General features: G+C 69.3%; 21 protein-coding genes, 1 tRNA gene, 1 other RNA gene and 1 pseudogene. 14 read left to right on the top strand and 10 right to left on the bottom strand.

All coding sequences use genetic code 11. The annotated features are described in order from the left end of the window. Window positions 1-34: 34 nt before the first annotated feature. The 4 genes from MU407_RS01450 to aceE all read right to left on the bottom strand — a co-directional run bounded on the left by MU407_RS01450 (window position 35) and on the right by aceE (window position 5255). The gene (locus MU407_RS01450; RefSeq protein WP_246954809.1) at window positions 35-283 is read right to left on the bottom strand and encodes an acyl carrier protein; all 249 of its coding nucleotides are present in this window, start codon (window positions 281-283) and stop codon (window positions 35-37) included. Between the two features lie 134 nt (window positions 284-417). Then, window positions 418-1419, bottom strand: a complete 1002-nt coding sequence (locus MU407_RS01445) for a beta-ketoacyl-ACP synthase III (RefSeq protein ID WP_246954807.1) — start codon at window positions 1417-1419, stop codon at window positions 418-420. A gap of 2 nt (window positions 1420-1421) precedes the next feature. Then, entirely contained in the window at window positions 1422-2384 is a 963-nt protein-coding gene (locus tag MU407_RS01440; protein ID WP_246954805.1) for an ACP S-malonyltransferase, read from the bottom strand. A 123-nt stretch (window positions 2385-2507) separates the two neighbouring features. Then, entirely contained in the window at window positions 2508-5255 is a 2748-nt protein-coding gene (gene aceE, locus MU407_RS01435) for a pyruvate dehydrogenase (acetyl-transferring), homodimeric type (protein WP_246954804.1), read from the bottom strand. Window positions 5256-5718: 463 nt separating this feature from the next. Here aceE and MU407_RS01430 point away from each other — a divergent pair, with 463 nt between their 5' ends. After that, entirely contained in the window at window positions 5719-6138 is a 420-nt protein-coding gene (locus tag MU407_RS01430) for a DUF3052 domain-containing protein (RefSeq protein WP_102236326.1), read from the top strand. A gap of 61 nt (window positions 6139-6199) precedes the next feature. Further along, window positions 6200-6276: transfer RNA gene (locus MU407_RS01425), tRNA-Val, on the top strand. Window positions 6277-6472: 196 nt separating this feature from the next. Here MU407_RS01425 and MU407_RS01420 read toward each other — a convergent pair. Then, window positions 6473-6685 carry a hypothetical protein gene (locus MU407_RS01420; RefSeq protein WP_233190761.1) on the bottom strand — a complete coding sequence of 71 codons (213 nt, stop codon included), beginning with the start codon at window positions 6683-6685 and terminating at the stop codon, window positions 6473-6475. Between the two features lie 276 nt (window positions 6686-6961). Here MU407_RS01420 and MU407_RS01415 point away from each other — a divergent pair, with 276 nt between their 5' ends. From MU407_RS01415 to MU407_RS01405, 3 genes are all read left to right on the top strand, one after another. Continuing rightward, window positions 6962-8236, top strand: a complete 1275-nt coding sequence (locus MU407_RS01415; protein WP_246954803.1) for a cysteine desulfurase — start codon at window positions 6962-6964, stop codon at window positions 8234-8236. 4 nt (window positions 8237-8240) lie between these two features. After that, window positions 8241-8726 carry a Fe-S cluster assembly sulfur transfer protein SufU gene (sufU, locus tag MU407_RS01410; RefSeq protein ID WP_246954802.1) on the top strand — a complete coding sequence of 162 codons (486 nt, stop codon included), beginning with the start codon at window positions 8241-8243 and terminating at the stop codon, window positions 8724-8726. 72 nt (window positions 8727-8798) lie between these two features. Then, the gene (locus MU407_RS01405) at window positions 8799-9668 is read left to right on the top strand and encodes a Nif3-like dinuclear metal center hexameric protein (protein ID WP_246954801.1); all 870 of its coding nucleotides are present in this window, start codon (window positions 8799-8801) and stop codon (window positions 9666-9668) included. Between the two features lie 46 nt (window positions 9669-9714). Here MU407_RS01405 and yaaA read toward each other — a convergent pair whose 3' ends face one another. Continuing rightward, a complete protein-coding gene (yaaA, locus tag MU407_RS01400) occupies window positions 9715-10506 on the bottom strand; it encodes a peroxide stress protein YaaA (RefSeq protein ID WP_246954800.1) in 792 nt (263 codons plus the stop codon). 128 nt (window positions 10507-10634) lie between these two features. Between yaaA and rnpB the strand changes: the two genes are divergently transcribed. Next, window positions 10635-10995: RNase P RNA component class A (gene rnpB / locus MU407_RS01395), an RNA gene on the top strand. Window positions 10996-11022: 27 nt separating this feature from the next. On the opposite strand, the gene ppgK is transcribed toward rnpB, so the two are convergent. Continuing rightward, entirely contained in the window at window positions 11023-11910 is an 888-nt protein-coding gene (gene ppgK / locus MU407_RS01390) for a polyphosphate--glucose phosphotransferase (protein WP_246954799.1), read from the bottom strand. A 145-nt stretch (window positions 11911-12055) separates the two neighbouring features. Continuing rightward, the gene (gene map / locus MU407_RS01385; protein WP_246954798.1) at window positions 12056-12943 is read right to left on the bottom strand and encodes a type I methionyl aminopeptidase; all 888 of its coding nucleotides are present in this window, start codon (window positions 12941-12943) and stop codon (window positions 12056-12058) included. Between the two features lie 37 nt (window positions 12944-12980). Between map and MU407_RS01380 the strand changes: the two genes are divergently transcribed. Next, a complete protein-coding gene (locus tag MU407_RS01380) occupies window positions 12981-13202 on the top strand; it encodes an SPOR domain-containing protein (protein WP_246954797.1) in 222 nt (73 codons plus the stop codon). Window positions 13203-13367: 165 nt separating this feature from the next. Here the strand turns inward: MU407_RS01380 and panB are convergent, their stop codons facing one another. Continuing rightward, window positions 13368-14204: a 3-methyl-2-oxobutanoate hydroxymethyltransferase gene (gene panB, locus MU407_RS01375; protein ID WP_246954796.1), complete on the bottom strand. Its 837-nt coding sequence runs from the start codon at window positions 14202-14204 to the stop codon at window positions 13368-13370. A 245-nt stretch (window positions 14205-14449) separates the two neighbouring features. On the opposite strand from panB, the gene MU407_RS01370 reads away from it, so the two are divergent. The 7 genes from MU407_RS01370 (at window position 14450) to MU407_RS01340 (ending at window position 22702) form a co-directional block, all read left to right on the top strand. Beyond that, window positions 14450-15037 carry a hypothetical protein gene (locus tag MU407_RS01370; protein WP_246954795.1) on the top strand — a complete coding sequence of 196 codons (588 nt, stop codon included), beginning with the start codon at window positions 14450-14452 and terminating at the stop codon, window positions 15035-15037. A gap of 125 nt (window positions 15038-15162) precedes the next feature. After that, window positions 15163-16500, top strand: coding sequence for a glutamine synthetase family protein (locus tag MU407_RS01365; RefSeq protein ID WP_102236316.1), 1338 nt, complete (start codon window positions 15163-15165; stop codon window positions 16498-16500). A gap of 60 nt (window positions 16501-16560) precedes the next feature. Next, window positions 16561-19674: a bifunctional [glutamine synthetase] adenylyltransferase/[glutamine synthetase]-adenylyl-L-tyrosine phosphorylase gene (locus MU407_RS01360; protein ID WP_246954794.1), complete on the top strand. Its 3114-nt coding sequence runs from the start codon at window positions 16561-16563 to the stop codon at window positions 19672-19674. A gap of 73 nt (window positions 19675-19747) precedes the next feature. Next, window positions 19748-20665 (top strand): PD-(D/E)XK nuclease family protein, encoded by a 918-nt coding sequence (locus MU407_RS01355; RefSeq protein WP_246954793.1) that lies wholly within the window; start codon window positions 19748-19750, stop codon window positions 20663-20665. A 106-nt stretch (window positions 20666-20771) separates the two neighbouring features. Then, window positions 20772-21035: a hypothetical protein gene (locus MU407_RS01350; protein WP_246954791.1), complete on the top strand. Its 264-nt coding sequence runs from the start codon at window positions 20772-20774 to the stop codon at window positions 21033-21035. Then, window positions 21032-22426, top strand: coding sequence for an MFS transporter (locus tag MU407_RS01345; RefSeq protein WP_246954790.1), 1395 nt, complete (start codon window positions 21032-21034; stop codon window positions 22424-22426). The genes MU407_RS01350 and MU407_RS01345 overlap by 4 nt, the downstream gene beginning before the upstream one ends. Window positions 22427-22462: 36 nt before the next feature. Further along, a complete protein-coding gene (locus MU407_RS01340; RefSeq protein WP_246954789.1) occupies window positions 22463-22702 on the top strand; it encodes a replication initiation protein in 240 nt (79 codons plus the stop codon). Between the two features lie 4 nt (window positions 22703-22706). Here MU407_RS01340 and MU407_RS01335 read toward each other — a convergent pair. After that, a pseudogene (locus MU407_RS01335) lies at window positions 22707-22949 on the bottom strand (transposase); the annotation flags it as partial. Window positions 22950-23125: the final 176 nt, after the last annotated feature.

The raw sequence follows: 23125 nt of genomic DNA, 5'->3' as shown, positions 1-23125 counted from the left end.
CGGGACGGTGTGCGTCCCGGGCGTCATGCGGGGCTCAGGCCTGGGCGCTCGCGATGTACTTGACGGCGTCGCCGACGGTGGCCAGGTTCTTGACCTCCTCGTCGGGGATGCGCACCTCGAACTTCTCCTCGGCGTTGACCACGATGGTCATCATCGAGATGGAGTCGATGTCGAGGTCGTCGGTGAAGGACTTGTCCATCTTGACGTCCTCGGTGGCGACACCGGTCTCCTCGTTGACGATCTCGGCGAGGCCCTCGAGGATCTCGTTCTCGGTGTGTGCCATGACTGCTCCTTCGGAAGTGGGGATGTGTGGCGGGGGACAGCCTACCGTTGTGACCGGGCGGTATCTGTCAGCGGTGATCAGCGGACTCGCCGAGAGGTGATGCTCACCTCACTGAGAGCCCGCCGACTGTGGGATCAGGGCAGCACGAGCACCTGGCCGGCGTACGCCAGGCCCGCGCCGAAACCGAACTGGACCAGCACATCGCCGCTCTTCGCCTGGCCTTCGGCCAGCAGGCGGTGCGTTGCCAGCGGGATCGAGGCCGCCGAGGTGTTGCCGGTTTCGGCGATATCGCGGCCGATCACCACGTTCTCGGGCAGCTTCAGCTGCTTGGCGAGCTCGTCGATGATCCGCATGTTCGCCTGATGCGGCACGAACACGTCGACGTCCTCGACCGTCAGCCCCGACAGCTCGAGCATCTCGCGGATCTTCGCCGCGGTGTGCCACACGGCCCAACGGAACACGGTGCGACCATCCTGCTCGAGAGTCGGCCACGGCTCCTCGCCGTCGCGGAACTGGGTGAGGGAGCCGGTCATGCGGATCGTCTCCCAGTGGTCGCCGTCGGACCCCCACACGGTGGGGCCGATCAGTGGCACCTCGCTCGGGCCGACGACGGCGGCACCGGCCCCGTCGCCCAGCAGGAACGAGATCGAACGATCGGTGGGGGAGACGTAGTCGGAGAGCTTCTCCGCACCGATCACCAGGACGTTGCGGGCGCTGCCGGAGCGGATCAGCGCATCGGCCTGCCCGATCCCATAGGCGAAGCCCGCGCAGGCGGCCGAGATGTCATAGGCGATGACATCGGGCCGTCCCAGCTGCCCGGCGAGCCACGTCGCGAGCGACGGCGTCGGGTACGGGAAGGAAATGGTGGAGACGATGATCGCATCCAGCGTCTCCAGGTCGATACCCGAGGTCTCCACGGCCTCCCGCCCGGCCGCGAGCGCCAAGTCCTGCACACCCATCTGCTCGCTCGCCCGGGTGCGGGTGATGATGCCCGTGCGCTGCCGGATCCACTCATCAGAGGAATCGATGGGGCCGACGAGGTCATCGTTGGGCACCACGAGGTCGCCGCGGGCGGCGCCGTAGGCGAGGACGCGGGAGCCCGCGACGGTGGGGTGGGCCTTCAGGGTGACGGTCATGATCAGTCCTCCTCGGGCCCGAAGTGGTGCAGCCCGTGCTCGTTCACGAAGGCCTGCGCGGCCTCCAGGTCTTCCGGCGTGTTCAGATTCTGCAAAGCCACACCCTTCAGCTCCCGCTTGGCCAGGCCCGTCAGCGTGCCGGCCGGGGCGAGCTCGAGGATGCCCGTCACGCCGCGCTCGGCGAACACGCCCATGCAGGCCTCCCAGTCCACGGGCGAGGCCACCTGGTTCACGATCAGCTCAAGGTAGCGCGCACCCTCGGTGACCACTTCACCGGAGGCGTTGGACACCAGCGGGCACTGCGCGAGCGGATCGTGCGGGGTGAGCTGAGGGGCGAAGGCCGCGAGCTCCTCGCGCGCCGAGGCCATGTACCGGGTGTGGAAGGCCCCGGCCACCTGCAGGGGGATCACGCGGGCACGGGCCGGCGGCTCTGCGGCCAGCGCCGCGATCGCCTCCTGCGCGCCCGCTGCGACCACCTGCGCCGCAGAGTTGATGTTCGCCGGGGCCAGACCGTGCTGTTCGATGGCGGCGAGGACCTCCTCGCGCACGCCGCCGACCACGGCCGCCATCGACGTCGGCTCCGCGGCGGCGGCCTTCGCCATGGCACGCGAGCGCACAGCCACCAGGCGCATCGCATCGGCATCGCTGAGCACCCCGGACAGTGCCGTAGCAGTCACCTCGCCCACGCTGTGCCCAGCTAGCACATCAGCCTGGGTCCCCGCGGCGAAGCCGTCGCCGCCGGTCAGGCAGTCCGCGGCGATGATGCCCGCGGCCACCAGCAGCGGCTGCGCGATGGCAGTGTCGCGGATCGTCTCGGCATCCGAGGCGGTGCCGTGCTCGATGAGGTCCACCCCGGCTGCTTCGGAGAGCTCCCCGAGGGCATCGCGCACCCCGATCACCTCCAGCCACGGGCTGAGGAAGCCGGGCTTCTGCGCCCCCTGTCCGGGGCAGACGATCGCGAGCACGAGGGAACCTCCAGGTCGGTCAGGAGCCCGCCGCGGCGGCGGGCAGGGGAGAAGGTAGGGGCAAGAGTATCCGGGGACGACGTCGGCCCGCCCACCACCGGGGTGGGCGGGCCGACGTATCGATCAGGACTCGCCGCCGAAGGAGCCGGACTCGCCGGCGTTCACGTTCAGCAGGTCGTAGCGGTCGATCGCCTCACGCAGCACAGAGGGATCCTTCACGCTCTCCTGCACCAGCATCTGCAGCGCCTTGACCACCATCGAGTGGGAGTCGATCTTCAGGAAACGGCGCGCCGCCGGGCGGGTGTCGGAGAAGCCCCATCCGTCGGCCCCCAGCACGCCGTAGCGGCCGGGAATCCACTGGCGGATCATGTCCGGCACCGCGAAGTCGTAATCCGACGTCGCAACGAACGGACCCTCCAGGCCCTGCAGGCGCTCGGAGATCCACGGGGTGCGCTGATCCTCGGGGTGCAGGAGATTGTGCTTCTCCGCCTCGAGGGCGTCCTTGCGCATCTCCGTCCAGGAGGTCACGGACCACACGCTGGCGCGCACGCCCCAGTCCTTGCCCAGCATCTCCTGGGCGTGCAGCGCCCACGGCACGCCCACACCGGAGGCCATCAGTTGCACCTCTGGGCCCTCGCCCTCCTGCGCGGGGGAGACGACGTACATGCCCTTCAGCAGGCCCTCGACGTCCAGATCCTCCGGCTCCTTGGGCTGGATGATCGGCTCGTTGTAGACGGTGAGGTAGTAGAAGACCTCCTGGAGGCGGTCATCCTCGCCGTACATGCGCTTGAGGCCATCGCGGATGATGTGCCCCAGCTCGTAGCCGTAGGCCGGGTCGTAGATCACCGCGCCGGGGTTGGTGTTGGCGAGGATCGGCGAGTGGCCGTCCATGTGCTGCAGGCCCTCACCCGCGAGGGTGGTCTTACCGGCGGTCGCGCCGATCACGAAGCCCTTGGCCATCTGGTCACCGGCGGCCCAGAAGAAGTCGCCGGTGCGCTGGAACCCGAACATCGAATAGAAGATGTAGAACGGGATCATCGGGAAGTCATGGGTGGCGTACGAGGTGCCGGCCGCGGTGAACGCCGCGGTGGAGGAGATCTCGTTGATGCCCATGTGCTTGATCTGACCGGAGGTGGACTCCTTGTAGGCCAGCAGCAGATCCCGGTCCACGGACAGGTAGTTCTGCCCGTCGGGGTTGTAGATCTTCGCGGTGGGGAACAGCGAGTCCATGCCGAAGGTGCGGGCCTCGTCGGGGATGATCGGCACCCACAGCTTGCCGGTCTCCTTGTCCCGCATGAGGTCCTTCAGCAGCCGCACGAGCGCCATGGTGGTGGCGATCTCCTGCTTGCCCGAACCGCGCTTGGCGACCTCAAATGCCTTGTCGCCCGGCAGCTGGAGCGGCTTGTGCTCGGTGCGGCGGGAGGGCACAGGGCCGCCCAGGTCGCTGCGGCGCTGCTTGAGGTACTTCATCTCCGGGCTGTCGGCATCCGGCAGGTAGTACGGCGCGTCGTACAGGCTGCCGGACTCGAGCTGCTCATCGGAGATCGGGATCTGCAGGGTGTCGCGCAGAGCCTTGAGGTCCTCGAGGGTGAACTTCTTCATCTGGTGGGTCGCGTTGCGGCCCGCGAAGTTCTTGCCCAGGCGGTAGCCCTTGATCGTGTGCACCAGCACCACGGTGGGCTTGCCCTTGGTCTCGGTGGCCATCTTGAAAGCGGCGTACAGCTTCTTCGTGTCGTGGCCGCCGCGGTTGAGCTTCCACCAGATGTCGTCGTCGGAGAGATCCTCCACGAGCGCCTTGGTGCGCGGGTCGCGGCCGAAGAAGTTGTCGCGGATGAAGCCGCCGTCCTCGGCGCGGTAGGTCTGGTAGTCGCCATCGGGCGTGGAGTTCATCAGGTCGATGAGCGCGCCGTCAGTGGACTTCTCCAGCAGCGGATCCCAGCCGGAGCCCCAGATCACCTTGATGACGTTCCAGCCGGCGCCGCGGAACTGGCTCTCCAGCTCCTGGATGATCTTGCCGTTGCCGCGCACCGGGCCGTCCAGGCGCTGCAGGTTGCAGTTGACCACGAAGGTCAGGTTGTCCAGGTGCTCCTTCGCGGCGATGTGCAGGGCGCCGCGGGACTCCACCTCATCCATCTCGCCATCGCCGAGGAACGCCCAGGTGTGCTGCTGGGAGGTGTCCTTCAGGCCGCGGTTGAGCAGGTAGCGGTCGAAGGAGGCCTGCTCGATCGCGGCGACGGGGCCGATGCCCATCGACACGGTGGGGAACTCCCAGAAGTGCTGCATCGCCCGCGGATGCGGGTAGGAGGGCATGCCTTGCCCGGCCTTGGACTTCTCCTGGCGGAAACCGTCGAGCTCCTCCTGGGACAGGCGGCCCATCATGAAGGCGCGGGCGTAGATGCCGGGGGAGGCGTGGCCCTGGAAGAAGACGTGGTCGCCGCCGCCGGGGTGCTGGCGGCCGCGGAAGAAGTGGTTGAAGCCCACCTCGTACATGTTCGCGATCGACGCGTAGGAGGAGAGGTGACCGCCGACGGCGACCCCTGGGGCCTGCGCCCGATGCACCACCATCGCCGCGTTCCAGCGGTTGATGTTGCGCAGCTTCTTCTCCATCTCGACGTCGCCCGGGTACTCGCCCTGCTGATCGACGGGGATGGTGTTGATGTAGTCGGTGGTCAGCGAGTCAGGCAGCTCGATGTCCTCATCGCGGGCGTGCTGCAGCACGCTCTGGACCACTTCGCCGGCCCGCTCGGGTCCGCGCTGCTCGAGCATCGCGTCGAAGGAGTCCAGCCATTCCTGGGTCTCCTCCGGATCCGGGTCCTGGGAATGGCTGGGCAGGTTCAGGCCGATCGGCCGCGGGGTCTCGTGCGGGCTCACACTGTCCTTCTCTCTACGGGAGGCGATGGACCGGCCGGGAACCGGTGCGCTGCAGACGTCCGCGCCAGCTGTGCGCGCGTCCGTGAGCGCCGACTCCTACGGCCTCGGTGCTGGCCAGCCTACCGCCGACCCTGGGACCGATGCCTACTCGCGGGAGCGTTGGCCTGTGAGACGCGGGACATGTGCGGACATTGGGTCGGCGCGAGCGCACCGCGAGGTCGGAGTGGGCGTGGTGCGGGGTCGGAGCGGGCATGGGGCGGGCGATGGTACTGGCCCACCGGTGGTGCTGTACGCCGACGGGGGCGGGGCAGTGGCCTGCAGGGATCCCTCGTCTCCCCGTCGGCCCTGCACGGCGGTGGCAGGTGTCATAGACTCAGGCCGCGCCGCACGGCAAGTGGACCCACGGGTCTGCTTCTCGGGCGGACGCTGAACCACCACCCCCGTCTTATGAGGAGTTCCTCCCTTGGCACCGTCGGCCGACGCATCTTCGACCAGCAACCTGTCCGAGGTGCTGAACCTCACCACCGGTCAGATCGTGCAGGAGATCGGCTACGACGATGACGTCGATCTGGACCTGCGCGACGCGATCGAGGACATGATCGGTGAGGACCTCGAGGACGAGGACACCCAGGAGATCGTCGACGCCGTCATCCTGTGGTGGCGCGAGGGCGATGGCGACCTCACCGACGCGATGGTGGACACGCTGCGGAACATCGACTCCGGTGCCCCTGTGTGGGTGTTCACCCCCAAGGCCGGCCGCACCGGGCACGTGAACCCCGCCGAGGTGCAGGACGCAGCGGAGACCGCGGGCCTGCGGGTCATGAGCTCGGTCAGCCTCGCGCCCGAGTGGACCGGCACGCGTCTGGCGAGCCGCACTCTCTGAGGCATCAGGCCGCCCGGGCCGCGTGGCGCGGGCGGTTCACCGGCGGGGATGCCCCCGCTCAGGGTCGTTAGCTCAGTTGGTCAGAGCGTCTGGTTTACACCCAGAAGGTCGGGGGTTCGAGCCCCTCACGACCCACCAGCCCGGCTTGTCGTGTAGCCCAATCCGTCGTGCTCTCCCGTCTGCGGCGCGCCTCCCCACGCCCAGCGCCACGCCGGTGGAGGCGCCCGAAAACACCGATACGTGGCGCGAGTGCCACAGATCGGTGCACTCGTGAGGTTGGTGCGGCGTGTTGTGTCGGGCCGGGGGAGTCTGGTCGCGCGCCCCGGGCCCCGCGTCAGCGCGTCAGCACGTACGCGCCGATCAGCAGCAGCGGCAGCGCCACGACGATGCAGCCCCAGATCATTGCGGTCTGGCGATCCCGCGCCTGCTCCTCCGGGGTGCGCGGCCGCTCGAGCGGCTCGCCGGTGCGTTCGGCATGCTCGCGGGCTTCGCGCTGTCGCACCAGCATCCGGCCGATCAGCACGATCAGCGCGGCGAGGATCGTCACGCCGAACAGGACGAGGATCAGGGTGTCGATGGCACACCTCCCGGGACGGGCGCCGCGCAGGCGCTGCGAGCAGTCCCCAGGGTCTCACAGCCGCTGGCAAGGTCTCACAGCCGCGTGCCGGGCGCACGGCGCGCGCTTTCACCTCACGGTCCCGGTAGCCCGCAGGCCGGTATTACGAACCCTCGGCGTTCCTATAATGGTTGAGCCGCCCGGTGTGACCACCGTGCCATCCCCTGGGCCCGGCCCGAGCTGGCGGCAGAAGGAGGAACCGCGACGGTGAACACCCCACGCCGACCCTTCGACCTCGCGTCGATCCGGGCCGATTTCCCGATCCTCGAACGCCGCCTGGACGCGGACACCCCGCTGATCTACCTCGATGGCGGCGCGACCTCGCAGCGACCCCGCCCGATCATCGACGCCGAGGTGGAATTCCTGACCCAGCACAACGCTGCCGTGAAGCGCGGGGCACACCGCATGGCAGGCTTTGCGACCGACGCCTTCGAAGGGGCGCGCGAGCGCATCGCCCAGTTCCTCACCGCCCCCAGCCCCGACGAGATCGTCTTCACGAAGAACGCCACCGAGGCGCTGAACCTCGTGGCCCGATCCCTCGGCGATGGTGATCGCACCACCCCGGACCACCTGCGGATCCGCGAGGGCGACGAGATCCTCGTGACCGAGATGGAGCACCACGCCAACCTCATCCCCTGGCAGGAGCTCGCCCGCCGCACGGGGGCGCAGCTGCGCTGGATCCCCCTGGCCGATGACTTCACCCTGGACCTCAGCGATCTCACCGCCCTGCTGACCGAGCGCACGAAGGTTCTTGCGCTCACCCACCAGTCCAATGTCCTGGGCACCATCAACCCGCTCGAGCAGCTGGTGGAGGCGGCGCATGCGCAGGGCGCGCTCGTCGTGGTCGATGCCGCGCAGTCCATCGCCCATATGCCGGTGGACCTCACCCAGCTCGGCGCTGATTTCGTCGCGTTCTCCGGGCACAAGATGTTGGGGCCGACGGGGATCGGCGTGCTGTGGGGGAAATATGAGCACCTCGCCCAAATGCCCCCATTCCTCACCGGCGGATCCATGATCGAGACCGTCACCATGGACCGCGCGACCTATGCCGCGCCGCCCGCCCGCTTCGAGGCCGGCACCCCGCCGATCTCCCAGGCCGTGGGTCTCGCCGCCGCCTGCGACTACCTCGATGAGCTCGGCATGGAGCAAATCGCCGCCCATGAGCAGCAGCTGACCCTGCGCGCCCTCGAGGGTCTGACAGCGATCGACGGGGTGCGCATCATCGGCCCCGCCGCCTCCCCGGAGCGCAGCGGCGCCGTCGCCATCGACCTTCCCGGACTGCACCCGCATGACGTCGGGCAGGTCCTGGACTCCCAGGGCATCCAGGTGCGGGTGGGCCACCACTGCGCCTGGCCCCTGCACCGCCGCTATGGCCTGCACGGAACCACCCGCGCGAGCTTTTCCCCGCACACCACACCCGATGAGGTCGACGCCCTCATCGCCGGGGTGGCCCGCACCATCGAGTTCTTCGAGAGCCTGTGATCCCATGAGCATCAACCCGCTGACATCCCTGTACACCGAGCTCGTGATGGAGCACGACAAGAACCCGCTGCACGCGGGGCTGCGAGAGCCTTTCGAGTCCGAGGTCCACCACGTGAACCCCACCTGTGGGGATGAGATCACGCTGCGCCTGCAGCGCAGCACCGAGGGCGGGGGAGACGACGAGACCGGGATGGGTGAGCGGATCGCCGACCTCTCCTATGAGGCGACCGGCTGCGCCATGAGCCGCGCCTCTGCCTCGATCATGGCGGATCTGCTGATCGGCCGTACCACCGCGCAGATCGAGCCGGTGCGTGAGCACCTTGAGGAGGTTATGCGTTCACGCGGCCGCGTCGAGGCCGATGAAGAGCTGATCGGCGATGCGATCGCGCTGATGGGCGCCGCGAAGTTCCCCGCCCGGGTGAAATGCGTGCTCATGCCCTGGAAGGCCTACGAGGCAGCGCTGCTCGAGGCCCGCACGCTCGCCTCCTGACCCGCCGCCAGCACCGCGCGGCTGCGTACCATCCCAGCACATCCGCCGCCCCTGCACCCCAAGGAGCCGACCATGACCGACGACCCCACTGGTGCCGTTGCCCCGCTCAGCCTCGCCGATGTCACCGCGACCCTCGAGGGCGCCTATCCGCTCAGCTGGGCAGAGCCCTGGGACAGGGTGGGGCTCGTGGTGGGGGAGCGCAGCGCCCCGGTGCGCCGGGTGCTGCTGGCCGTGGATCCCACGCTCGCCGTAACCCGCGAGGCCATCGACGCCAAGGCTGATCTGCTCATCACCCATCACCCGCTGCTGCTGCGCGGTGCGAGCTTCCTGCCCGCCGATGACGGGAAAGGCGCGGTGGTCACCGCACTGATCCGCGCCGGAGTGGGCCTGTGGTGCGGGCACACCAATGTCGACCGCTCCACCCGCGGCACCGTCGGCGCGTGGCGACGTCTGCTGGAGCTGCAGCAGGCCCGTCCGCTCATGCCCGGGGAGGAGTGCGCAGCGGCGGAGCATGGCTCACAGCGGTTCGGTCTCGGCGTGGTCGGGGAGCTGCCGGAGCCCACCACCGTCGGCGCCCTCACCCGGCACCTCGCGTCCGCGGTGCCGCGCACCGCCCGCGGCATCCTCCACACCGGTGACGCGGACCGCACGGTTCGCACCGTCGCCGTGTGCCCGGGCGCCGGGGACTCCTTCCTCGAGGCCGCCACCGCCTCGGGAGCCGATGTGTATATCACCTCGGACCTGCGCCATCATCCCGCGCTCGAGCACATCGAGGCGGCTGCGGACCCGTCGGCCGTGCCCGCGCTGATCGATGTTCCGCATGCCGCGAGCGAGGCGCTGTGGCTGCCGCTGGGTGCCGAGCTGCTCGCTGCGGCACACCCGCAGCTCGAGGTTCGCATCAGCGAGCAGATCACCGACCCGTGGGGTGGACGCGCCGGCTGAGCAGCTCACGCTGCGCGGACCGGTTGGACGCTTGCGCCCCGCCGTCTCACTCCGCGTGATCCACGATCACCAGGCTGTCTCCGTCGAGCTCCACCCCGAGCGTCCCGTCGAAGGCTGCGAGCAGGTGCTCCACCACGGCCTCCGCCGTGGGCGGGGCCGATGGCGCATCCAGCAGCGCTCGCACCACCCAGCCGCGATAGCGCTTCGCATCATGGGAGACGACCTTGCGTACCCCCGCGCGTTCCTGCACCGGCGACACCGCGAGCACGCGCACCTCCGCGGTCGAGTGCAGCGGCATCATCGTCCGGTAAGCCCCTGAGCGGCAGTCGATGGCCAGCGGCGCCGTAGAATGCGCCGTCTCTTCCAGCAGCGTCTGCGCGAGCGGCCGCAGATGCTTCCCCCACCAGGTTCCGGCTTTCCCGAGCCGCGTCACCTTCGAACCGGCCGAGACACGGTAGGCGGGGATCAGGTCCTGCGCCGCGTCCACCACTCCCAGCAGCGCGCTCTGGATCAGCACCCGCCGGTCCGTCGGCGCGTTGGCACCGGGATCCAGGACGGCGGGATCCAGCTGATCGAAGAGCACTCCCGAATACACCCGCAGCGCCGGTCCCGCGGGTTCGTCGGAGAGCTCAGCCATGCGCTCGGTGAGCTCCGGGGCGGAGGCCGGGACCCCGAGCTTCGCGCCTCCGTCCCGCCCGGCCGCGGTGCGCTGGACCGCTCGCAGCATCGTCTCCCGTGCAGCGGTCAGCTCCGGGTGCGTGAGGGCAGGCAGATCCAGGTGCGGTGCGTCAGCGGCGGGGCGGGTCTTGGTCTCTGAGGGCGGCAGGAGGAACAGCATCCCCCTATCTTCCCTGCTCGCCGTCGTCGTGGCCCGGCACCAGGCGACGGCGCGGCAGCGTGTCGAGGGAGAGGTTCCTCGCGCCCCGTCGGCCCGGGACGAGACCGGCGCGTAGACTGCCGGACGGACCAGTCGGCCGGGCAGCCGCGTCTTCGCCGGGAACCCGGCGAAGCCGAGGAAAGTCCGGGCTCCATCCGGCACGGTGGTGGGTAACGCCCACCCGGAGCGATCCGCGGGACAGTGCCACAGAGAGCAGACCGCCCCCGCGCCCGAGGGTGCGGAGGCAAGGGTGAAAGGGTGGTGTAAGAGACCACCGCGGCCTCGGTGACGAGGACGGCACGGCAAACCCCACCGGGAGCAAGGTCAGACAGGGAACGCTCGAGGGCGCCGGCCCGAGTTCCCGGGTAGACCGCTGGAGGTCGTCGGCAACGGCGATCCGAGAGGGATGGCTGCCGATCACAGAACCCGGCTTACAGGCCGACTGGTCCGCCCCGCGGGGCAGACGACCTTATGACCTCAGGCCTTGCCGGTCTTCTTCCCCGACTTCTTCTCGCCTTTCGCGGATTCCTTGGCCTTCTTCTTCTCGAGCTTCGCTGCCTTCTTGGCCTGCTTCGCGGCCTTCTTCTGCTGCGTGAGCAGGTGATGCTCCTCCTGGCTCGCGAGCGCGGCCGCCCCGATGATCCCTGCCTCATTGCGCAGCTGCGCTGGCACGATCTCTGTCTTCAGGTCCAGCAGCGGCAGGAACTTCTCATGCTTCTTCGACACGCCACCGCCGACGATGATCCGGGTGGGGCTGAACAGGAACTCCACCATCGAGAAGTACTCCTGCAGGCGCCCCGCCCACACATCCCAGTCCAGCTCCTCGCGCTCCCGCGCGGAGGAGGCCATGTACTTCTCCGCCGCCGCGCCGTGTAGCGTCAGATGCCCCAGCTCCGAGTTCGGCACTAGGGTGCCGTCCACGAACATGGCCGAGCCGACGCCCGTCCCGAGCGTCACCACGATCACCACCCCCGGGACGCCCTGCCCGGCGCCGAAGGTCATCTCCGCGATGCCCGCGGCATCGGCGTCATTGACCACGAACACGTCATGGCCGGTGCGCTCGGTCAGCAGCGCATCCACATCCGTGCCGATCCACGAGTCATCCACGTTCGCGGCGGTCTGCGCGACGCCCTGCTGGATCACGGCCGGAAAGGTCACGCCGACGGGCATGCCCGCCGGCACGTCGAAGCTGCTGATCAGCTCACTGACGGTATCGGCGACGGCATCGGGCAGCGAGGGCTGCGGGGTGGGGATGCGGTGCCGCTCGGCGGCCAGCTCTCCGCGCTGCAGATCCACGGGCGCACCCTTGATGCCGCTGCCGCCGATGTCGATGCCGAAAGCCTGCGTGGGGCTGGAGGTGTTCATCACCGCTCCTTGCTGTGAGGCTGTGCTGCTGATGCTGTAAGGCTGTGCTGCTGTGGGGCTGGGCGAGGCGCAGGCGGTTGCTCCGCGCCACAGCGGCCCAGCTTACTGGCGCCCGGCGGGCGGGACCGACGGGCCCGGCCAGCGGTCACACGACGGTGAGCGTCTCCGGTCCATCGGCCGTCATGAGCAGCGTGTGCTCGAACTGCGCAGAGTAGGAACGGTCCTTGGTGACGACGGTCCAGCCGTCATCCCATTGCTCCCACTCCTGCGAACCGGCCGCGATCATCGGCTCGATCGTGAAGGTCATGTTCTCGGCGATGACGTCATCGAACATCGGAGCCGAGTCGTAGTGGGGGATCACCAGGCCGTTGTGGAAACCCTCGGCGATGCCGTGGCCGGTGAAATCTCGCACCGACTCATACCCGAAGCGCTTCACGTACTTCTCGATGACGCGACCGATGACGTTGACCTCCCGGCCCGGCCGCGCGACCTTCATGCCGCGCAGCATCGCCTCCCGTGCCGCATCCACGAGGGCCGTGGCCTCCGGGGCGATCTCACCGATGGGGAAGGTGGCATTGCAGTCCCCGTGCACCCCGCCGATGAACGCCGTGATGTCGACGTTGAGGATGTCGCCTTCCCGCATCACGGTGGAATCCGGGATGCCGTGGCAGATCACCTCGTTCAGGCTGGTGCAGCAGGACTTCGGGAAACCCAGGTATCCGAGGGTCGACGGGTAGGCGCCGTGGTCCAGCAGCACGTCGTGCACCACCTGATCGATATGATCGGTGGTCACGCCGGGGGCGGCGGCCTCCCCGGCGGCCTGCAGCGCCGTGGCGGCGATCCGTGAGGCGACTCGCATGCGCTCGATGATCTCCGGGGTCTGGATCTTCGGGCCGGAATCGGAGACGGCCTCGTCCTTATCCACGTACTCGGGCCGTGCGATCCGCGCCGGCACCGGGCGGCGGGGGCTCAGCTCCCCGGGAACAAGTGCGTCGCGGCCTTCGGGGCGGATCCATCCCTGCTCTACAGTCATGCTCACCAGTGTCTCATCGAGCAGGAAGGATCCCGTCGTGAGCGAGGGCACGGAGTTCTACTACAACCTCACCACCGGGCAGGTGGAGGAGGGCCGACAGTCCCACGGGAAGGACCTCATGGGCCCCTACGCGAGCCGCGAGGAGGCCTCCCGGGCGCTGCAGAAGGCCGAATCCCGCAATGAGGCGTGGGATGAAGAGGATGAGGAGTGGAACGAGGATTACGGGCAGCCGCCGGCTGGCAGCGCTCCGAACGCCTGACCCGGCGCCACGCGCCTCGCGGGGAGACCGGTCGGGGCGTGAGAGTCAGGGCGTGAAGCCGCGGGCGGAAGGCCCTGAGAAGCCCCGGGCGGGACTCCCTGTCACGGCGCGGCGAGCAGCAGGGTTCAGCGGTCAGCAGCAGGGATCAGCGACGCGCCGCAGCGGTCATTCGAAGGAATGCTCGGCAGCCGGGTAGGTGCGCTCAGCCACTTCGGCGCGGTACTGCTCGGCGGCCTCGCGCAGCTGGGTGCCCACATCCGCGAAGACCTTCACGAACTTCCCCTTGAAGCCGGACAGGCCCGCCATGTCCTGCCACACCAGCACCTGACCATCGCACTGCGCTCCGGCGCCGATACCGATCGTCGGAATCTGCAGCTGCTCGGTGATGCGCGCAGCGAGCGCGGCGGGCACAAGTTCCAGCACGAGCGCGGAGGCTCCCGCCTCCTGCACGGCCAGGGCATCGGCCAGCAGGCGCTCGGCACCGTCATCGTCGCGTCCCTGCACCCGATGCCCGGACAGTGCATTGACCGACTGCGGGGTGAACCCCAGGTGCCCCACCACCGGGATCCCGGCGTCGACGAGCGCCCGGATTTGCGCGGCGACCGTGCGACCGCCCTCGAGCTTGACCGCCTCTGCACCCGCGCGGATCAGCTCCACGCCATGGCGCAGCGCATCCGTCGGCCCCGTCTCATAGGTGCCGAACGCCATATCCGCCACCACTAGGGGACGGGTGACGCTGCGGGCCACTGCCCCGGTGAAGGTCAGCATGTCCTGATGCGTCGTGGCGGTGGTGGAGTCATGCCCCAGCACCGTGCTGCCCACCGAATCACCCACCAGCAGCACCTCGATCCCTGCCTGCTCGAACAGTCGCGCGGAGAACTGGTCGTAGCTGGTGAGCATGGAGAACGGGGTCCCCTTCTGCTTGGCCAGCTGCAGGTGACGCAGACGGATCTTCGCGGGGGCGGGCAGCTGCTCGCGTGAGCCGGTGGAAGGCGAGGTCACGGGGAACTCCTGAGGAACCGACGGGGATGCACTGACCGCACAGTCTAGAGGGCCCCGCCGGGACCCATCGGGCGCCCGGACAGCCACGGTGGCGCGGGCGGGACGTGGCACGTCCTGGACCGGGACCACCGGGCGCCCGCGCCGAAACCCGGTCATGGGTACTTCTCCCCGCTGACGCTCACCGCCCGGACGTGCCATGCTCCTACGTGCCGGTCACCGGATCGGTACAGGAGGGAGATGCCCAGATGACCAGCTTCATGCGCAGAACCGTGCGCGCAGCCGCCCTCGCGTGCGGGGCGCTCGCCCTCACGCTCGGCACCGCCGGCTGCGGTGCGTTCGGCGGCGGTGAGGAGAACCCCGACGGGCAGGAGCAGCCTGCCGAGCAGGACGATCCGGAACAGGCGGACCCTGCTGAGGACGACACGGCTGAGGACGGGGCGGAGGATTCGGACGCCGAAGCCTCTGACGGCGGGGGCCAGGAGAGCGAGGGTGAGCTGTCCGAGGAGGATCTCACCGCCGCGGAGGACCGCTTCCACGAGACACTGCAGCTGCTGGGCGAGAACGACATCGAAGGCGCCTGCCAGCTGACCATCGACCCCGCGACCGGCGAGCCCTCCACGGGTGATGCCATCCAGGAGTGCGTGGACAGCTTCACGCAGGAGGTCGGCGAGGACTTCGACCCCGCGGTGCTGAGCGTCATCGACCGGTCGATGATCACGGCCGAGGACGACGGCGAGGGCATCGCCAAGATCCTCATCGCGGGGGAGGACAGCGGTGCGACGATGCAGCAGGCCGACGGCGAGTGGTACCTGAAGGGGCTGGACAGCGTCTGAGCCGCACCGAGCCCGCAGCGGCCACGCGCCGGTGAACGAGCACGGCCCGCTCCCACCTCGGGAGCGGGGCCGTGCTCCATCCATCGGCCCCCTGATCCGTGCCGGACCTGGGGCACACTGGTGACATGGCCCACCAGCATGACGACGTCATCCGCACGGTCGCCGACCGCGACGTGCGATTCATCCGCCTGTGGTTCTGCGACATCTCGGGGACGCTGAAGTCCATCGCGATCTCCCCGTCGGACCTGGAGACCGCCTTCACCGAGGGCATCGGGATCGATGGCTCCGCGATCGAAGGGCTCACCCGCGCCTACGAGTCCGACATGATCCTGCGGCCGGACCCCGGCACCTTCGAGATCCTCGCCTGGCGCGGGGAGACCAATGCGACCGCCCGGATGATGTGCGATGTGCTCACGCCCGACGGGGAACCGGCCGCCTCCGATCCTCGGCGCGTGCTGCGTGACACCCTGGCCCGCGCCGAGGAGAAGGGCCTGGAGTTCTACACCCATCCCGAGGTGGAGTTCTACCTGTTCCAGGAGCCCTGGGTGCCGGGGCAGCCGCTGCGCCCCGCGGACCAGGCCGGCTACTTCGACCATGTCCATCGTGGACAGGGCCAGGACTTCCGCCGCACCGCCATCCAGCATCTGGAGGCGATGAACATCCAGGTGGAGTTCTCCCACCACGAGAACGGGCCCGGGCAGAACGAGATCGATCTGCGCTACGCCGATGCGCTGACCACCGCGGACAACATCCTCACGCTGCGCACCGTGGTCAAAGAGGTGGCGCTGTCGATGGGGCAGGTCGCGAGCTTCATGCCCAAACCGATGATCGAACACCCGGGCTCGGGCATGCACACCCACCTGTCGCTGTTCCAGGGTGGACGCAACGCCTTCCACGAGCCGGGCGCCGAATACGGGCTCTCGAAGATGGGCCGCCAGTTCATCGCCGGGCTGCTGCGCCACGCCCCCGAATACTGCGCGGTGACCAATCAGTGGGTGAACTCCTACAAGCGGCTGTGGGGCGCACAGGAGGCGCCGAGCTACATCTGCTGGGGCCACAACAACCGCTCGGCTCTGGTGCGGGTCCCGTTCCACAAGCCCACCAAGGGCACGAGCTCCCGCGTGGAGTTCCGGGGCCTGGACTCCGGGGCGAACCCGTACCTTGCCTTCGCCGTGCTGCTGGCCGCCGGGCTTGCCGGCATCGAAGGCCAGTACGAGCTGCCCGAAGGGGCGGAGGACGCGGTGTGGGAGCTGACCGAACGGGAACGACGGGCGATGGGCATCGAACCGCTGCCCACCGACCTGTTCCGCGCGCTCGAGGCCTATGAGGATTCCGAGCTGATGGCCGCGACGCTCGGCGAGCAGGTCTTCGAGTACTTCCTGCGCGATAAGAAACAGGAATGGCAGAGCTACCGCGAGCAGGTCACCGGCTACGAGCTCGCTTCGAGCTTCAGTCGCGTCTGAGCCGTATGCACCGTGAGACCGCAGCGACAGTGAGACCGCAGTGACCATGAGAGCGCACGCATGATGAGCGAACCGTCCACCAGCACCGGGGCGCTGGCGCGACTCGGCTTCTCCCGCACGGACCGCGTGCAGCGCTTCCTCACCGAACCGGAGCTTGTGGCCCTCGGGGAGGGAGCGGCCGCCATGATCGGGGCCACCGCCGATGGGGATGACGCGGTCCTGGGCCTGCTGCGCATCGCGGAAGCCGCCGAGGAGCACGGGGCCACCCGATTGGTCACCGAGTTCCTCCGCAGCGTCGGAACGGCCGGCACGCCGGGGGAGCGCCTGGTGCGGCTGCTGGGCACGTCGGTGGCGCTCGGAGACTTCCTGGCCCGTCACCCCGAGCGACTCGTGGTGCTGCGGGAGGGCGATGACCAGCTGCGCATGAGCGCAGCGCAGGTCCGCTCGGCGCTGCTCGAAGCCGTCGGCGCGGACCCGTCGGCCCCGGTTCCCGTGGCCTCCGACGCGGGACGTGAGGCGCGCGATGCCTTGCGCATCGCCTACCACGAACGCCTGGTGCAGATCGCCGCCGCCGATGTGCAGGCACCGGACCCCACCGCGCTGCAGCCCGCGGTCTCCGCAGCGATCAGCGACCTCGCCGATGCCGCGCTCGAAGCCGCCGGGGCGATCGCCCGCGCTGCCGTGGACGGCCACCAGCAGGTGCGCTGGAGCGTCATCGCCCTCGGCAAGACCGGGGCGCGGGAGCTGAACTACCTCTCCGACGTGGACGTCATGCACGTGGTCGCCCCCGCCGAGGCCGATGATGAGCGGCCCGTGGCAGAGGTCGAGGAGGAGGTCGTGACCATCGGCGCCGCTCTCGCCCGGGAGCTTGCGCGGATCTGCTCCGAGCGCACCGCCGAGGGCTCGCTGTGGCAGGTGGATGCGAACCTCCGCCCCGAAGGTAAGGACGGCTCCCTCGTCCGGACCCTGGATTCCTACCGCCTCTACTACCAGAAGTGGGCGAAGACCTGGGAGTTCCAGGCTCTATTGAAGGCCCGCAGCGCCGCCGGTGACCGCGAGCTCGGCCAGCAGTTCGAGGAGCTCACCCAGCCCCTGGTGTGGAAGGCCTCCGCCCGGGAGGGTTTCGTCGAGGACACCCGGGCGATGCGCCGCCGCGTCATCGCGCACATCCCGCGCGGCGAAGTGGAGCGGAACCTGAAACTGGGGCCCGGCGGCCTGCGTGACGTGGAGTTTACCGTGCAGCTGCTGCAGATGGTGCACGGTCGCGCCCACGAGGGTCTGCGCGCCCGCTCCACCCTCGAAGCCCTCGCTCGCCTGGGGGAGGAGGGCTTCATCTCCCGCGGCCAGGTCACGGAGATGGACGAGGCCTACCGCTTCCTGCGCTGCGTGGAGCATCGGCTGCAGCTGCACCGCATGCGTCGCACCCAGGTGATGCCCACCGCCGCTTCCGATCTGCGGCGCCTCTCCCGCTCTTTAGGGATGGGCACCGACGACTTCCACACCCGCTATCAGCGCACGCGCCGCCGCGTGCGGCAGCTGCACGAGGAGATCTTCTATCGGCCGCTGCTGCTGACCGCCTCTCAGCTGTCCGAGGCGCAGATCCGGCTCAGCTCGGAGGAGGCGCAGGCGCGTCTGGCCGCCATCGGATATCGCGACCCCAAGCGCGCCATGAGCCACCTCACGGCGCTGACCGACGGGATCTCGCGCCGCGCGAAGATCCAGCGGCAGCTGCTGCCCGCGATGCTCGAGTGGTTCGCCGACGGGATCGACCCGGACCTTGGGCTGCTGGCCTTCCGGCGCCTCTCGGACACCATCGGCTCTGCCCACTGGTACCTGGGGCTGCTGCGTGACTCCGGGCTGGCCGCCAAACGGCTGACGCATGTGCTGGCCTCCGGCCGCTACGTCGGCGAACAGCTCGACCAGATCCCCGAAGGGGTGCGTTGGCTGGCCCGGGACGAGCAGCTGCGCCCCCTCACCCGCGAGGTGCTGGGGCGGGAGTTCCTCGCGGTGATCCGACGTGTCAGCGACGTGGACACTGCCCAGGATGTGCTGCGCCGCACCCGCTCCCGCGAACTGCTGCGCATCGCCCTGGCGCACCTGACCGGTGTGGTCACCCCGCGGGAGATCGCCACGGCCCTCACCGACCTCGCCGAGGCGGTGCTCGAGGCCGGGATCCTCGTGGCCCTGCACGTGGTGGCGCTCGAGCGCGATGCCGTGGCCGATGATGCCCAGACCCTCGACGGCGCAGAAGAGATCGATGAGCAGACCGCGCTGCGCCTGCGCGAGCGGCGCTCGGATCCGGCGCGGGCGCTCGGTGTGGAGATGATCGTCATCGCGCAGGGCAGCTTCGGCGCCGCGGAGATGGGGTACTCCTCCGATGCGGATGTGCAGTTCCTTGTGGCCGACCGCGGAGCCGGGGAGCAGGCCGTGCCGATCGCGATCGAGGTCGCCACTCAGACCCAGCGGATTCTCAACGCGCCCGCCGCCCGCTCCGATATGCGCGTCAGCGCCGATCTGCGTCCCGAGGGGAAGATCGGCCCGCTCGCGCGCACCGTCGAATCCTGGCGCGACTACTACGAGCGGGACGCCGCGACCTGGGAGAAGCAGGCTTTGCTGCGCTCCCGTGTGATCATCGCGAGCGAATCCGTGGCCGGTGAGCTTGAGGCGCTGATGGATCAGCACCGCTACCCGGCCGAGGGCCTCACCGACGCGGCGCGCCGGGAGATCACGCGGATGAAAGCGCGCGTGGAGTCCGAGCGGCTGCCCCGCAACGCGGACCCCACGCGGCATCTGAAGCTCGGCCGCGGCGGCATGACCGATGTGGAATGGTGCGCCCAGCTGCTCGCTCTCAAGCACGGGCACGTGGTCAAGGGACTGCGCACGACGCGGACCCTGGACCAGCTGACCGCCGCGCGGGATGCGGAGCTGCTGAGCCCCCGCGCTACGGAGGAGCTCACGCAGGCGTGGCTGCTGGCCTGGCAGCTGCGCCGCGGTCTGTTCCTCAGCAAGGGCCGGGAGGGCGATGTGCTGCCCACCGACCGCATCGATCTGCGGGCGCTGGCCAGGATCGTGGGCGGCGATGACGCCTCGGCGAGCGAACTGGAGGAGCAGTACCTGCGCCTGACCCGGCGTTCCCGGGCGGTCGCCGAGGAGATCATCTTTGGCGACCCGTGAACGTGACGGCGTACCGTAGGGATGCTGTCCGTGGCGCGATCACCTCGCGCCCTCCGTCTTACCTCGAGGATCCATGACCACCCCTTCGCTGAGCGCCGATACCCCGCGCGGTCGGATGTACCGCCTCGAGCCCGACGGCCCCCTGATGTACCCCTCGATCACCACCGTCGCGGGCATGCGCGCCAAGGATTTCCTGCAGGGATGGTACGCCACGATGGCCTCGAAACGGGCGCTCGAGATGTACCAGTGGCTGGACCGCAATCCCGATCGCGCCGCCCAGGAGATCTCCCGCGTCACGCGCGACCGCTGGGGCAGCCAGAAGCGCATAGCCGCCGCTGCGGAGGACTACACGCGCGCCGCCGCGGACTTCGGCACCCTGGTCCACGCCGCCTGTGAGGAATGGGGCCGCAGCGGCACCCGCCCGAGCGACGCCGATATCGGCCAGATCGCCTCCGAGATGCGCTCTGCCCAGGGTGCCTTCGCCGCGGAGAAGGACCCGGCCGCGCTGGTGGACCGCGCCCGCGTGCGGCTGGACGGCTACGGCCGTTTTCTTGAGGAGTACCAGCCGGAGTTCGTTGAGGTCGAACAGACGGTCGTCAACCACACCGTCGGCTATGCCGGAACCACCGATGCGATCGTGCGGATCGGCAACACGCTGCTGAGCGCCGACATCAAGACCTCCAAGAAGGTTCGCGGCGACTACGCCCTGCAGGGCGTCGCGGTGTGCCGCGCCGAACAGCTGCTGGACGATGACGGCACCACACGAGAGATGCCCGAGCTGACCGGGGCGTTCATCATCCACCTGCCCGAGGCCGGCGGCTACCAGGCGGTTCCGCTGCGCACCGGCGATGAAGAGTTCGAAGTGTTCCGCGCCTTGCGGGCCACCTGGACCTTCGACCCCGATCAGTGCGCCCTGGACCCGGCAGCCAGCCCGAAGGATCTGCTGCTGTCGCTGCTGCGCAGCAAGGGCGGGGTCGACGCACTGCGCTGAGGATCCCGCGCCCGCACCCGCCCCTACACCGCGCATTCGGGTGCGCCAGCGGGCCCGCTCCTCTACAGTGACAGTGTTTCTGCCACCGCACTCTCCGGAGCTTTCCATGGCACACACCCCGTCCTCCTCGCCCGATAACCACACCACCACTCCCGCCACGAAGACCTCGTCCACCTCGATCGCCTCACTCATCGGCACGGCGACGCTGATCGCCGTGTTCCTCGGCCTCGCTGTGTGGATCCTCGCGCAGTTCGCTCTCGGCGTCGACGGGCCCACCGCGGTGCGCTATGGCGCCAGCGCTGCCGGTGCGGTGCTCCTGATCGCTGCCATCATCGGGGTGGTGCGCTCCCTGCAGGCCGGCGGGAAGTGACCGCCCCAGCAGAGCGGATCTACAGCGCGCTCATCCGGGACAACACCTCCGCCCGGGAGGATCTGCCTGCCGGGGTGCGCGAGCACGTTGCCTCCAACGGGCTGCGGCAGCTGGGCGCCGGTGCCCTGCAATCCTCGGGCGACCAGATGGCCAGCGCCTCCACAGTGCTGCCGTGGCTGTTCGGGGTGCTCGGTGTTCCATCGGCGCTGACCGGTGTGCTGGTGCCGGTGCGGGAATCGCTGTCCATGCTTCCGCAGGCGATGATCACCCCGTGGGTGCTGCGCGTGCGGCAGCGCCGCTGGGTCCACGTCACCGGGGCGATCATCCAAGCTCTCGCCGTGGCCGCCATGGCACTGACCGCCGCATTCACGCGGGGTCTGCTCGCGGGCGCGCTCATCATCACGGCGCTCGCGGTGTTCTCGCTGGGCCGCTGCCTCACCTCGATCGCCTCGAAGGATGTCCAGGGCCGTACCCTCCCGAAGGGGCAGCGCGGTCAGATCACCGGGTGGGGCACCACCATCGCGGGCCTCGTCGCGATCACCCTGGGGCTGGGGATCCGCCTGCTCGGCGGCTCCGGCACACCCACGACGCAACTGGTCATCCTGCTGACGGTGGCCGCGGCACTCTGGGTGGGGGTCGCGGTGATCTACGCCGGAATCCGGGAACCGGACGAGGACCCGGCCGCGCAAAGCACAACAGAGCAGAGCACAGCACAGCAGAGCACAGCACAAGAGCCCAAAGAACCGAAGCACACCGAGGAGGCGCAAGAGCCGACGGGCGGCTGGTTCACCGATGCTGTGTCGCTGCTGCGCGAGGACCGGCCCTTCCGGCACTTCGTCACCGTGCGCAGTCTGCTGCTGGTCTCATCCCTCAGCCCGCCGTTCATAGTGGCGCTCTCGGTCGCGAACGGCGTCGAGGCCCTGCAGGGACTCGGTGGTTTTATCCTCGCCTCGGGGGTGGCCGAGCTGCTGGGCGGCCGCATCTTCGGGCCCCTCGCCGACCGCTCGAGCCGGCGCGTGATGAGCCTCGGCGCCGGTGCCGCCTCCGTCGTGATCCTCGCCCTGGTCGCCATCGTGCAGCTCAGCGGGGGCGGCAGCGCGGGAGACCTGCCCCCGCTGCTGTTCGTCCTCGCCTATTTCCTGCTCACCATGCTGCACACCGGCGTGCGGGTGGGCCGCAAAACGTACGTGGTGGACATGGCCGACGGGGATCAGCGCACCCGCTATGTCGCGGTCTCCAACTCCGCCATGGGCATCGTGCTGCTGCTCGTGGGGGTGATTACGTCGGCGCTGGCTGCCGTGCATGTCGCCGCCGCCCTCGTCATGCTGGCCGTGATGGGCCTGCTGGGTGTCGTGCTCAGCGCCCGCCTGCCGGAGGTCTCCGCAGGCTGACGGCCCGACGTGTCCGCGACCACGTGAGGAGATGACATGACCTCGGACGATCTGCGCCGAGGCATTTACCGCAAGCCCCTCGCCTACGCGGCGGCGATCACCGAGGGCCTACGGCGCTCCGCGGACGGCGATCAGGGCTACTCCGGTCTCATCACCAAGAACCCCGAACACGCCTCCTGGGAGGCGCACTGGCTTACTGATCGCCTCTACGGCCTCCAGGAACTTCAGGAGCACCTAGGGCACGTCTTTACAGTAGGTGGTTCAGCCACTGGATGACCGCTCAGAGGACGGCTCCGGCGCGGTAGGTCAGGGTGAGTTTGTCGTAGCGGGTGGCCAGGCCGCGCCATTGCTTCACGGCGCTGTAGCCGCTTTCGAAGACGTTGCGGCCGCGGTAGGCCTCCGTGTCGAGGCCGACGGGCCGACCGCCGCGTGGCCCTCTATTCCGACGGTGTTGCTGCTGGTCCCGGGGCTCGGGAATCACGGCCTTGATCCCGCGGCGGCGCAGGGTCTGGCGGGTGGCGCGGACGCGGTTCCAGGTGCCGTCGGCGGCCCAGGCGCGGTGGCGCTTCCAGACCTGACTTAGGACATCGTTAGTGCCCTATCTCGGGGGCGATGGCGGTGATGACGTGGCGGGCGTCGGTGGTGATTTCGGGTGGGAAGTCCTGGGTGGTGCCGTTGATCGCGATGCGGGCTGTTCGG

This window comes from Brachybacterium sp. Marseille-Q7125 (assembly GCF_023062615.1).
Taxonomy (GTDB): Bacteria; Actinomycetota; Actinomycetes; order Actinomycetales; family Dermabacteraceae; genus Brachybacterium.
This window is presented reverse-complemented; position numbering and strand designations above follow the sequence as displayed.

What these genes read in the sequence shown, in the direction of transcription:
- sufU (WP_246954802.1), top strand. Translation starts at nt 8,241, where the DNA reads ATGAGCATCAACCCGCTGACATCCCTGTACACCGAGCTCGTGATGGAG.
- map (WP_246954798.1), bottom strand. Translation starts at nt 12,943, where the DNA reads ATGACTGTAGAGCAGGGATGGATCCGCCCCGAAGGCCGCGACGCACTT.
- MU407_RS01360 (WP_246954794.1), top strand. Translation starts at nt 16,561, where the DNA reads ATGATGAGCGAACCGTCCACCAGCACCGGGGCGCTGGCGCGACTCGGC.
- MU407_RS01340 (WP_246954789.1), top strand. Translation starts at nt 22,463, where the DNA reads ATGACCTCGGACGATCTGCGCCGAGGCATTTACCGCAAGCCCCTCGCC.
- MU407_RS01405 (WP_246954801.1), top strand. Translation starts at nt 8,799, where the DNA reads ATGACCGACGACCCCACTGGTGCCGTTGCCCCGCTCAGCCTCGCCGAT.
- yaaA (WP_246954800.1), bottom strand. Translation starts at nt 10,506, where the DNA reads ATGCTGTTCCTCCTGCCGCCCTCAGAGACCAAGACCCGCCCCGCCGCT.
- MU407_RS01350 (WP_246954791.1), top strand. Translation starts at nt 20,772, where the DNA reads ATGGCACACACCCCGTCCTCCTCGCCCGATAACCACACCACCACTCCC.
- MU407_RS01355 (WP_246954793.1), top strand. Translation starts at nt 19,748, where the DNA reads ATGACCACCCCTTCGCTGAGCGCCGATACCCCGCGCGGTCGGATGTAC.
- ppgK (WP_246954799.1), bottom strand. Translation starts at nt 11,910, where the DNA reads ATGAACACCTCCAGCCCCACGCAGGCTTTCGGCATCGACATCGGCGGC.
- MU407_RS01445 (WP_246954807.1), bottom strand. Translation starts at nt 1,419, where the DNA reads ATGACCGTCACCCTGAAGGCCCACCCCACCGTCGCGGGCTCCCGCGTC.
- MU407_RS01365 (WP_102236316.1), top strand. Translation starts at nt 15,163, where the DNA reads ATGGCCCACCAGCATGACGACGTCATCCGCACGGTCGCCGACCGCGAC.
- MU407_RS01450 (WP_246954809.1), bottom strand. Translation starts at nt 283, where the DNA reads ATGGCACACACCGAGAACGAGATCCTCGAGGGCCTCGCCGAGATCGTC.
- MU407_RS01370 (WP_246954795.1), top strand. Translation starts at nt 14,450, where the DNA reads ATGACCAGCTTCATGCGCAGAACCGTGCGCGCAGCCGCCCTCGCGTGC.